The organism is Neisseria sp. P0021.S007, from assembly GCF_051956855.1.
This window is the reverse complement of the sequence record NZ_JBQCXA010001683.1, coordinates 1-447: the sequence shown is the minus strand read 5'-3', so window position 1 is coordinate 447 and position 447 is coordinate 1. Positions and strand designations below refer to the sequence as shown.

Annotated in this window: 1 protein-coding gene; it reads right to left on the bottom strand. The window is 47.9% G+C overall.

Annotation, left to right across the window (positions count from 1 at the left end):
- Positions 1 to 366 (bottom strand): prepilin peptidase (locus ACTHUR_RS20900; protein ID WP_440400724.1); only part of this gene is annotated, 366 nt, incomplete at its 3' end.
- Positions 367 to 447: the final 81 nt, after the last annotated feature.

The following is a 447-nucleotide window of genomic DNA, read 5'->3' as shown; positions in this document are numbered from 1 at the left end:
CCCTGCGACAATACCGAATAAGACACCTGTCAGCAGCTCAATCAGCGGATAGCGTATGCCGATAGCGGTTTTGCAGGAGTGGCATTTTCCTCCCAGGAAAACATAGCTGAGGATGGGGATGTTTTGCCCAAGTTTGATTGGGCTTTTGCCTTTGGGGCAGCGTGAATCCGGTTTGCGCAGATTAAATGGCTGTTTTTCTTCGTCTTTCAGCTCGATGCCCAAATGCTCTTTCGAAAATTGTGTCCATTCGCGTTCCATCATTATCGGCGTGCGATAAATAACAACGTTCAGAAAGCTGCCAATCCGTAATCCCAACATAACGGCTAAAGGAATAGCGAATGGCGCAAGAACGGAGAGGGCATCGATGGCAGAGTAAATACTATCAAGCACATCAACCTACGACATTACCCAAGTTAAAAACTGTCTCTTCCCCACACTCCCGAGACC